At 39.0% G+C, this 10,146-nt stretch carries 11 protein-coding genes and 1 rRNA gene; 1 reads left to right on the top strand and 11 read right to left on the bottom strand.

Annotation, left to right across the window (positions count from 1 at the left end):
- Nucleotides 1-56: 56 nt before the first annotated feature.
- Nucleotides 57-818, top strand: a complete 762-nt coding sequence (locus tag DVJ99_RS09525; RefSeq protein WP_114604029.1) for a DUF1672 family protein — start codon at nt 57-59, stop codon at nt 816-818.
- Between the two features lie 137 nt (nt 819-955).
- Here the strand turns inward: DVJ99_RS09525 and lip are convergent, their stop codons facing one another.
- The 11 genes from lip to rrf all read right to left on the bottom strand — a co-directional run.
- Complete coding sequence (lip, locus tag DVJ99_RS09530) at nt 956-3,025, bottom strand: YSIRK-targeted triacylglycerol lipase (RefSeq protein WP_114604030.1); 2,070 nt, start codon at nt 3,023-3,025, stop codon at nt 956-958.
- A gap of 155 nt (nt 3,026-3,180) precedes the next feature.
- Nucleotides 3,181-4,017 (bottom strand): 16S rRNA (cytidine(1402)-2'-O)-methyltransferase, encoded by an 837-nt coding sequence (rsmI, locus tag DVJ99_RS09535; RefSeq protein ID WP_114604031.1) that lies wholly within the window; start codon nt 4,015-4,017, stop codon nt 3,181-3,183.
- A gap of 1 nt (nt 4,018) precedes the next feature.
- A complete protein-coding gene (locus tag DVJ99_RS09540; RefSeq protein ID WP_105994585.1) occupies nt 4,019-4,276 on the bottom strand; it encodes a GIY-YIG nuclease family protein in 258 nt (85 codons plus the stop codon).
- Complete coding sequence (locus DVJ99_RS09545) at nt 4,266-4,994, bottom strand: tRNA1(Val) (adenine(37)-N6)-methyltransferase (RefSeq protein ID WP_114604032.1); 729 nt, start codon at nt 4,992-4,994, stop codon at nt 4,266-4,268. Before DVJ99_RS09545 ends, DVJ99_RS09540 begins: the two co-directional genes overlap by 11 nt.
- Before the next feature lie 112 nt (nt 4,995-5,106).
- Nucleotides 5,107-5,478, bottom strand: a complete 372-nt coding sequence (yabA, locus tag DVJ99_RS09550; protein ID WP_105994583.1) for a DNA replication initiation control protein YabA — start codon at nt 5,476-5,478, stop codon at nt 5,107-5,109.
- 15 nt (nt 5,479-5,493) lie between these two features.
- Nucleotides 5,494-6,300: a PSP1 domain-containing protein gene (locus DVJ99_RS09555; RefSeq protein ID WP_105994582.1), complete on the bottom strand. Its 807-nt coding sequence runs from the start codon at nt 6,298-6,300 to the stop codon at nt 5,494-5,496.
- Nucleotides 6,301-7,227, bottom strand: coding sequence for a DNA polymerase III subunit delta' C-terminal domain-containing protein (locus DVJ99_RS09560; protein WP_105994581.1), 927 nt, complete (start codon nt 7,225-7,227; stop codon nt 6,301-6,303).
- A 153-nt stretch (nt 7,228-7,380) separates the two neighbouring features.
- On the bottom strand, nt 7,381-7,710 hold the full coding sequence (locus DVJ99_RS09565; protein ID WP_002481885.1) for a cyclic-di-AMP receptor: 330 nt from the start codon (nt 7,708-7,710) through the stop codon (nt 7,381-7,383).
- A 218-nt stretch (nt 7,711-7,928) separates the two neighbouring features.
- Nucleotides 7,929-8,549, bottom strand: coding sequence for a dTMP kinase (tmk, locus tag DVJ99_RS09570; protein ID WP_114604033.1), 621 nt, complete (start codon nt 8,547-8,549; stop codon nt 7,929-7,931).
- 1 nt (nt 8,550) lies between these two features.
- On the bottom strand, nt 8,551-9,888 hold the full coding sequence (locus DVJ99_RS09575) for an Orn/Lys/Arg family decarboxylase (RefSeq protein ID WP_114604034.1): 1,338 nt from the start codon (nt 9,886-9,888) through the stop codon (nt 8,551-8,553).
- 169 nt (nt 9,889-10,057) lie between these two features.
- Nucleotides 10,058-10,146: ribosomal RNA gene (rrf, locus tag DVJ99_RS09580) — 5S ribosomal RNA — on the bottom strand; the annotation flags it as partial.

Raw genomic sequence — 10,146 nt, forward strand, 5'->3', positions numbered from 1 at the left:
TTTAAAAGGCAAGACTCCTGTTGAGTACAGAAATCTTGCCTTAGGAAAATAGTTTAATCAAAAAGTTCAACTTTTGGGGTTCACTACAATTTGCAGATTTAGGTGAGCGTTTCTTTAAAGATAATTTTGGTTTGAATGTCAAAGCCACGAATGTTGTCGGCAGTGGTAAAGGAGCCGAAGTTTTTGTCCATTGCGATGATCATGATATTGTCTTTAATTCTAGTATTGTTATCTCTGTAGATTCTTTAGGCTATAAAGGCTCTGCAAGAGCACAAGAAGAAAGTGATGAACTCGCTACTCAAATTGGTAAAGTAGTCAGCGGCTTTGATTACAAAGCAAACAAAAAAGAATATGATGAACTCTACCAATACTTTAAAGATAATCAAAAGAAATATGGTTATTATGGTTATACTAAAGAAGCTATTAATAAAACTCAAAACTCTGGTTATCAAAATGAATTTTTTAGATTAAGTGGAAGACCGATGACTCTTAAAGAATATAATGAACACCTACGCCTCTTAATCACATTAAGTAATCCTGAATTTAAACGGCAGTATATTTCGAAAAAAGAATTAATTATTGAAACTAAAAAATCATATCTGGTAACTAACCTTTTTGATAGGTTTAAGCACTATAACAAAGAGCGAGGCAAAGAAAATTTATTGAAAATTTCAGATGATATTATACATGAACAAATTGGACCGCAAAAATCAGAAATATCATATACACTTCTGTATACAGAAAAGAACATCAATATAGTAGAAGGAAGAAAAAACGATGCTGATTCTATTCGATTTGGGGTGTATGATAGTGAATAATAAAATTACAGAAAGAGATAAAGTAGAATTAAGTAGTTATTGGGCATACCAAGATTATACAATGCCAAAAGATTTTAATTTTAATGGCAAAAAGTTTAAAGTGCACCGCAATCACTAAGATTACGGCGCACTTTATTTTATGCTTCTAATTCCTCTACACGCATCATATTATTGATAAGCCCAGCATAGAAACCTTGAAGTTCTTGTCCTGTATGTTTAAAGTCTAACGTATCTAAACCGACAAAGTCTAAGTGGTCCCAGCCTTTCATAACTGGTGTTACTTGCCAAATGCCTTTTTTAAGACCATCTGTAAAATCAGTAAAGGCTTGTCCTGTCGGATAGAGTGATGAAACAACTGAAACAATACCGTCATTCGGACGCAATGATTGATCTGGTTCGCTTCCGATTACACGACTTGTCGCATCAAATAAGAAAAATTGTCCTATATCCGGCACATAATTGCCTGTTAAGCCTTCATGACTGGCTAATCCTGTATATGTTGTATAAACAATATTAGGATTCATAGGTGTCATTTGATTCAGTTTTTCTGAGCCTTCTGAAGTTAAATCATACATTGCATTATCGTCTGTATGCCATAAATTGCTTTTAGCGACACGATTGGCATAATCAATATATGATTCATTTTCTCCTTGTTTAAAGCCCCACTTTTCAAAACCGAAATCTACATTGCCTAGTTTTCCGCCGCCCATTCTGCCTAACGCATAAACAATATCTTTAAATGCTTTTTGGTTACCGATACGATCTGCGGCAGCTGAACCGTTGTGCGGCGTACCAAGTGTAGTAATTGAGGCAATCATATTATCTTTTCCGCCTTCAAATAACGGAGAAATTGTACCGCCATGCTGGCGTTGGTAATCGATTTCTTCTTGGTTGCCAAAACGTAAGAAATGTTCTAATAAACGGATCGTTTGTCCGCCCATACTATGCCCTACCATGTGTACCTTTTTACCAGGTTCCCAATCATGAAAGACACCAGTATATGTACGTCCATAGCGTGCATGACCATACTTTTCTGCATGTGCTGCACCGTAGTCTACAGTACCGCCTTTAATATAATAATAAAGTTCGACTGCACGATCATAGTTGCTGCTGAAAGCACCGACACTTGCTTCATAAGCATCATAGCCCTTTTCTCTTAAACCGTCGACAATACGATATTTATCGCCGCCCCAATAATTAGGATATAAATCAGGCTTAACATCTCCGGTAAAGCCCATAAAACCGTGTACAAAGATAACTGGATATTTATTGATAGACTGTTGTTGTGTCGTTTTCGATAATGTTTCTTGCTTTTGTTCTGCAGGCTGTTGAGTAGAACGCAGCGCAGTTGCTTGAGGACTTTCTTTGTCTATATGCGATGTTTCAGGTGTCGGTTCAGATTGCGTTTCACCCGTTCCAGGTGCAGAAACAGGTTTTACATGTGTCACAGCTGTTTCTTGTTGCTTCGTTGTCTTATCAACCGGCGCAGGGCTCACCTTCGGTGATAGCTCATCTGTAGTTGGACGATTAAATGTATTATCCTTTTCTTTAACTTGTGCTGCCGCAATTTGTGCGACATCCTGACTTTCTTGCTGGTCGCGTCGAACCACAGAAAATCCTTCATCCACCTGTTTCTGATTCTCTGTTGTATTGTTCACACCCTGTTTTGAACTATCTGTTTCAGAAGACTGCTCTTGTGACACGTCACCTTCGCTAATCGATGGCGCTTTTGGCAGATGTGGACGTTGAACATGTGAAAATTCTGGATCAATCACTGTTTCAGATGAAGCATTAGCGTCATCTTGTTCCTTTTTTGGTGCTGATGATGAATGCACATTATCTTGGGGTGCATCTTCACGTTGAACATGTGAAAATTCTGCATCTAAAAGCGGGTCATTATGTTCTGATGTTTCAGTTTGTGCTGCCTCAGATTGCTGTGATGATGTTGAGGATTCAGACTGATTGGTACGTTGAACATGCGAAAAGCCAGAATCCAACACTGGCTCTGATTCTCCTTGAGACACTGCTTTATCTGTATGCTCAGTTTGAACAGATGCTTCTGGTTGAGTTGCCGCAGGCTGCATTTCTTCAGCATGTGCTGATGTACTTAATCCCACGAAGACAAAAGAGGCAATTAAAGCAGAACTTGCACCTACTGTATATTTTCGAATGGCATATGTGTTATATTTTGAATTATTTTTCTTCATCTAAGATTTCTCCTATTCTGACGGTGTTGCTCACTAAAGAAAAATAATAACGGGTTCCCTAATTAATAGATATTAACTGTACCCTTCTAAAATAACATAGTTTTATGCAGTCCGGCGCAAATTACGCTTAATTTTATATTAATTTTACATATTGATTATTTTATTCCATGATAGATATCGTAAACTTCACCTGTTTTCATCTGACGGTCTTCAGCTGTTTGTTTAATTGCTTTTTTGGGTTTCATATTCTGACGAATATAGTGCGCTACATGTTCGTGAATATCTAATTCGCTGAACCATTCAGTTTCTTCTTTTTGTTCTGCACCTTCGATAAGAATCACAAATTCACCTTTAGTCAAAATATCGCCATTTGCTAGTGCGGCTATTAATTCAGAAACCGGAGCTGTTTGTATCTCTTCGAACTTTTTAGTAAGTTCTCTCCCTACTGCGACAGGACGTTTTTCATCTATTTCCGCAATTGTTTTTAACGTATCTGCAACACGAAACGGACTTTCATAAATAATCACAGTTGAATCTTCAAACATTCTTTGTTCAAGTACTGCTTTCTTTTCTTTCGCTTTTCTAGGCAAGAAACCGATAAAAGTGTACACAAATGAAGGCAATCCGCTTCCCATCAACGCCGTCAACCCGGCATTCGGTCCTGGAATCGGCACCACCTCAATACCTGCTTCGCGTGCACGCACGACTAACTCATATCCTGGATCACTGATTAAAGGCAATCCGGCATCAGATACTAATGCGATGGATTGACCTTCTAGCAAGGTCTCAATCAACGGTTCTGTTTGTGTAGCTTTATTATGCTCATGATAAGATTTCAACGGTGTTGTAATCTCATAATGATGACACAACTTCTTAGTTACACGTGTATCTTCGCAAGCAATGACATCTACTGCTTTTAAAGTGTCTACAGCACGAAATGTAATATCTGCTAAATTGCCGATGGGTGTCCCGACTAAATAAAGTGTTCCCATATTAGATTCTGCCCCTTTCAATGAGCTGAAGTTTTTGCGTTCTTGAATATGTTTTGATTTCATATTCTCGACGCATCGCTTCTGATTTTGTTTCATAACCTTCTTGATACATTAAGACAACCGGCCGTCTTGTTTTGGTATATTTTGCGCCTTTGCCGGCATTATGCTTTTGTATACGTGCTTCAACATTATTGGTATACCCTGTATATAACGTGCCGTCTTTGCATTTCACAATATAAATAAAGTGTTTAGCTTCCATAATAAATTGCGCTCATCTCTTTGGTATAATCTCCATTGGTTTCATACATATAAAACGGGGGCGCAATATCTAAGCCTGGGTTACCGGCTTTACGCCCTTCAACAATAATGGCATGGGCTGCTTTGCCTTGTTTACTATAAACCATGGTTAATCGTTTCGGTTCAATCTGATGCTGACGAAATTCAAACAATACATCCATCAGTCTTTCTGCACGGTGGACCATTACCAAGCGTCCGCCTTGTTTCAATAAATGCTTCGCCGCATTAACACAGTCTGCCAATGTACACATAATTTCATGACGTGCGATTTTATGTGCTTCTTTTTGGTGCTGATGCGTTTGAATGGTTTTAAAATACGGTGGATTGCATGTCACCACATTATAACTTGAAGGTTTAAAAGTTTGCTGTACCTCTCTTAAATCCATCTCATACATGCGGATGCGTGTTTCTAAACCGTTATGTTGAATACTGCGCTTTGCCATATCCGCCAGTTGCGGTTGAATTTCTATTGCATCAATCTCATGTGTACCTTTATCCGACAGCAACAACGGTATCACACCATTACCTGAACACAAGTCCATCACTTTATCGCGTTTTCTTAAATGCGTAAAATGCCCCAGTAATAACGCATCAGTAGAAAAGGAAAAGACTTCATCGTTTTGAATAATTTCTAACTGCTCTTTTAACAAACAATCCAAGCGTTCATTTTCTTTCAACATCATGATTCTCCAATTTTTAATATGTATAGGCGAGCGTTGTATGAACGCTCGCACTTTAATTGAACTCATTCAATTTTACTTTCTATATGTGTCTTCAAAAAAGCATGCCTGATTACGACTGCTCTTCTAATGTTTGTAAACAAAATAAGCAATCCTCGCCATTACGATGTTTACCGAACAAATCACCTTTACAGATATGGAAACCTTCTTGATATAAAATCGCTAAGTTTTCTTTACTGCTTAAGCGCGGTTTCTTTTTCTCTTTTGACTTTTGTTCAAGCTTAGTATCATCTGTATCAGGTTCTGATGTTCCTTCTTGAGAACGTCCGATTAAACGCTTTAAATGATTATTTTCCACTTCTAAAGCCACGTTCTCTTCGATCAGTTCCACCGCAATCGTCTTCAACTCTGCCGTATCTTGATACAATTGCTGTACATTGGTTTCAAGACGCAATAGTCTCTCCATTAAATCTTTGCGTTCCAACAGCCTACGGCCTCCTTAATAGATTGCTTCTAAATCTTCTACTGAATATTCTAAAGGTTGTTCTAAACCTTCGACTTTGACTTGCATTGAAATATCAAGCATATTCAAACCGACAACTGTCCCTTGCCCTTCTGGTGTCTCGATTTTCGTTCCGACATCCGGCAGCTGCTCTCTTGCAGCTTCATAATGATCGTTTTCATATTTTAAACAGCACATTAATCGGCCGCATGCACCGGAAATTTTTGTAGGATTCAATGACAGGTTTTGATCCTTTGCCATTTTAATAGAGACAGGTTCAAAGTCGCCTAAGAATGTCGAACAGCATAATGAACGGCCGCAAGGTCCGATGCCGCCTAACAATTTAGCTTCATCGCGCACCCCGATTTGCCGCAATTCAATACGTGTTCTTAGTCTTGATGCTAAGATTTTAACTAACTTTCTAAAGTCGATACGATCATCAGCTGTAAAGTTGAAAATGACCTTCGATTTATCCAATGTATATTCACAATTGACTAAACGCATTTCTAACCCTAATTGTTCAATAGATTCCTTACAGAAATCCAATGCTTTTTCTGCGTCTTCCTCATTGCAGGCACACTGTTCTAAATCATTCTCAGTCGCTACACGGATAATCGGTTTTAACGGTAATGTGACATCTTGTTCATCTACTTCTAAAGCAGCATCCTTCACATCACCTACTTCTACACCGCGCTTTGATTCCACAACTACTCTGTCACCGCAGCAAAGTTCTGCTTCTTCTGCAGGTGCATAGTATTCTAATTTTCCGGCTTTTTGGAATTGAACGCCAACGACTTGAAGCATTTAGCCCACCCCCTTGATTACGATTTGTTCAAATACAAGTGTCGGATTCACATTTTGAGTTAATTTCTTATGTGCTTCCGTTATATGATCATACATATGCGTCAATTGACCATATGTTAAACGTTGTGCATATTGCTTAATGTCTGTTTCCAATTCAGAAAAGACGAGATGCCCTGGTGTTTGTGCTTTCTCATGCATAATATCTTGAAAGAAGGCGTTGACTACTGATAGTGTCAATTGCTGCAGCTTCTTATTCTTTGCTGCTTTCATCAAATCTACCAATGCAATCAGAGCCATTGTGCGATTTGTCAGCAGCAACTGGCACCAGTTGATAATATTCTTGCGCAAATTCGCTAAGTCATATTCTTCATTCAATGCGCGTGCCTCTTCAATCTGTGTGGTATATGTACTTAACATTTGTGCAATCGGCTTTGAAATCTCTTGTTCTTTCAAACGCTCGACCAGCTGCGCTTGCGACATCGGTTTGAAGTACACATGCTGACAGCGGGAATGAATCGTACTCAATATTTGTTCAGGCTTTGTAGATAACAATAATGCAATTGTATTTTCAGGCGGTTCTTCTAAGAATTTTAAAATACTGTTTTCACCTTGAACTGTTAATTTTTCAAATCCATTAATGATATATACCTTATGCGAACCTTCCACAGGAAGTTGATTCATCGCGTGAACCAATGTTTCAATCTTTTCCTTCTTCAGATTGGTTTCTTCAGTTGTTACATATCTGAAATCCGGATGGTTGAAGGCATCAACTTTCGCTTGGCATGTCTCATTGTCATTACATAATATCAACTTCGCAAAGGCCATTGCCGTCTGCTGCATTGTTTGTGCATCATCGCCTTCAAACAAATAGGCATGCGAAAGCTTTCCAGATTGATACGCATTGGTCAATCGTGATAATTCATCCATTCGCGTCGTCACCTTTCCATAATGAAAAAGGGCAGGACATCGAGAGTTCATCCTAGATTGTTCAATCAACAACCTCCGATTACACACTCGTCCCGACCCCCACTATTTATAAAGACTGTATTCTGCGTTAATCTTTCTTTAACGTCTTATGCATTAAAATCTGTGGAATGCATCAACAGGCATAACGAAAACTGTTGCGCCGCCGACCTCTACTTCTACTGGATAAGGAATGTATGAGTCTGCGCTGCCGCCCATTGGCGTAATTGGCGATACAAGTTGTTCTCTGTTTCCGCATGTTTTGTTGATGACATTAAGTAAATCATCTACTTTGTCATCGTCAACACCGCAAAGGAAAGTTGTATTTCCTGCGCGAAGGAATCCACCTGTAGTTGCGAGTTTGGTAGCTCGGAAATTATTTTTGACGAGTTGGTCAGACAACTCTTGACTATCTTGGTCTTGAACAATTGCAATTACCATTTTCATAACTAACACCTCTTTGTAATATTATAGCATATTCTGATGGTAGAGCTTGTTTGAAACTTAATAGATTTTTACTAAAAGTGATGTCTGATTACTTGATGTTTTCTATTAAAATCTATATTAATCTTTAGGGCTCGCTGTAAATAAAGTTGAACAAATTATACTATGCAAACACGCTTTCTTGCAACAACTTCCCAGTTGTTTCCTATGACACGATTCTGTTATGCGTCTTTTTCTAAGTATTGTGTGATTGCTTTATATGCCGCATCAACCACCGCATCAATTGATTGATTCGCATCAATGACAGCGTAGCGTTTTGAGTCTTGTTCAATTAATTGATGGTACCCTTCAATTACCCTTTGATGAAAGGCAATACTCTCATGATCTAAACGATTCATGTTGCGAGCATTGCTTTGAATACGTTCTCTTCCTGTTTCTGCAGTGATATCTAAATAAATTGTTAAATCTGGGTAGAGACCATTAATCGCAAATTCATTAATCGCACGTACTTCGTCTACACCAATACCTCTTGCATAACCTTGATATGCAAGCGAACTGTCAATGTAACGATCGCAAAGCACTACTTTGCCTGCGGTTAAGGCAGGGATGACTTTCTCAACTAAATGTTCTCTGCGCGATGCCGCAAACAATAAAGCTTCCGTACGGTCATCGACAGCTTCGCCTTCTAATAAAATTTCACGAATCTGTTCTGCAGCCGGCACACCTCCCGGTTCTCTTGTCGTCAATATATCAAATTGTTCGTTTAAACGTTCAGAAACGCGCTGTAAAATTGTTGTCTTGCCAGAACCCTCCGGTCCTTCAAATGTGATAAATGCTGACATGTTATTCATCCTTAATCTTTATAGTTCGATTTGTGATACCTTCAACTCTGATACCTTGTGCTAACCAATTTTCCATAACCTCAATCATTTCACCGCTGACAACCTCACCTTTATAAAAAACTGGAATGCCTGGCGGATAAGGGACAATATGCTGTGCGAGTGTTTTACCGGCGGTTGACTCAAGTGCGGCACTTTTCATATGTGTAATTGCTGCCGGCTGATAAATCCCTGCAGTTTTCGGCATAGAAGGACATGGTGTATTTTGCCCTTTTATCGCATGCGGCAGTTGTATCGCTTGAAGACGTTCTAACAATAAATCAAACGGGAAGCGATCCCCTTCATGCCACATCGGCAAGACTAACAATCCTTGCTGCTCGTCTGCCAATTCAAGATAAATATGCTGTGCTTCCAGCCATTGCTGCACTTCATAGCCAGAATAACCTGGATATGTCACCGTTAACTTCAGCGGATCATCCATTTCGCAAACCTCAAACCCTTTCGCTGACAATGCATACATGAGACGGCGGCGCTTTTCAAAAAACTGCGTACTATCATACATTTTGTAGAAATGATGAGCACGTTCTAAACCAGCCATCAATAAATACGACGGACTGGAAGATTGAAAATACGTTAAGTACTCAAGCACCTGTTCGCGATAAGGTGCTGATTTATGTATAAAGATAACTGAGCTCATTGTCAGTGCAGGCAGACTTTTATGATACGACTGCACCACATAATCTGCACCATAAGTTAATGAAGAATGTGGAAATCCAGGCAATCCAAAATGCGCACCATGTGCTTCATCTACTAGTACAGGTGTATGACACGCATGCTGCTGCTGAATAAAGGTTTGTATATCAAACGTTTCGCCGTAATAGTTCGGATACGTCACTATCGCCAGACTATGTTTCTCTTGATTATCCATTGTCAGCGGTGCTTTATATTGTTGTGTAGTTTCACTCAGTGTCATCGGCAAGATATCAGCTGTTGTTTGTGCTAAGTCCAAACCATGAAAAACTGATTTATGTACATTACGTCCCATGATTACCGGCTGTTGTTGCTGTGCAGCTGCTTGAATCACTGACAGTATTCCTGAAGTTGTACCATTCACTAAATAATATGCATCATATTCAGGATGTTTATCTATCGCTGCCATACTTTCTTTTAATACTGCTTCTGGATGATGGAGATCATCAAAATCAGTGATTTCGGTAATGTCCATCGCTAAATCCATTGCATTTAATGAGCCGATTGTCATATTTTTATGTCCGGGAACATGAAATGAAATCGGTTGTTCTTCAAGCCATGTCTCTAGCTTATGATTCAAGGGCAAATTCATTTTTTTCACTGCCTTTAATTACGTAATTACCTCTTATTTTAACATATACATTGGAAAGAATTTGGACAGAAATGAAAGAAATTCTGTTTCTACTTGCCATAAAAACTAATTTATTACAAGGCTGGTTCAAAAAAGGCATAAAAAAAGAGACCCGATTGGGTCTCTGATTGCCTGGCAACGTCCTACTCTTGCGGAACGTAAGTCCGACTACCATCGGCGCTAAAGAGCTTAACTTCTGTGTTCGGCATGGGAACAGGT

This window comes from Staphylococcus sp. EZ-P03 (assembly GCF_003344575.1).
Taxonomy (GTDB): Bacteria; Bacillota; Bacilli; order Staphylococcales; family Staphylococcaceae; genus Staphylococcus; species Staphylococcus simulans_B.

Bases quoted from the DNA above. Each gene is read 5' to 3' on its own strand.
- DVJ99_RS09540 (WP_105994585.1), bottom strand. From the start codon at position 4,276: ATGGAAGCTAAACACTTTATTTATATTGTGAAATGCAAAGACGGCACG.
- DVJ99_RS09575 (WP_114604034.1), bottom strand. From the start codon at position 9,888: ATGAATTTGCCCTTGAATCATAAGCTAGAGACATGGCTTGAAGAACAA.
- tmk (WP_114604033.1), bottom strand. From the start codon at position 8,549: ATGTCAGCATTTATCACATTTGAAGGACCGGAGGGTTCTGGCAAGACA.
- DVJ99_RS09560 (WP_105994581.1), bottom strand. From the start codon at position 7,227: ATGGATGAATTATCACGATTGACCAATGCGTATCAATCTGGAAAGCTT.
- DVJ99_RS09555 (WP_105994582.1), bottom strand. From the start codon at position 6,300: ATGCTTCAAGTCGTTGGCGTTCAATTCCAAAAAGCCGGAAAATTAGAA.
- lip (WP_114604030.1), bottom strand. From the start codon at position 3,025: ATGAAGAAAAATAATTCAAAATATAACACATATGCCATTCGAAAATAT.
- DVJ99_RS09565 (WP_002481885.1), bottom strand. From the start codon at position 7,710: ATGAAAATGGTAATTGCAATTGTTCAAGACCAAGATAGTCAAGAGTTG.
- DVJ99_RS09545 (WP_114604032.1), bottom strand. From the start codon at position 4,994: ATGTTGAAAGAAAATGAACGCTTGGATTGTTTGTTAAAAGAGCAGTTA.
- rsmI (WP_114604031.1), bottom strand. From the start codon at position 4,017: ATGGGAACACTTTATTTAGTCGGGACACCCATCGGCAATTTAGCAGAT.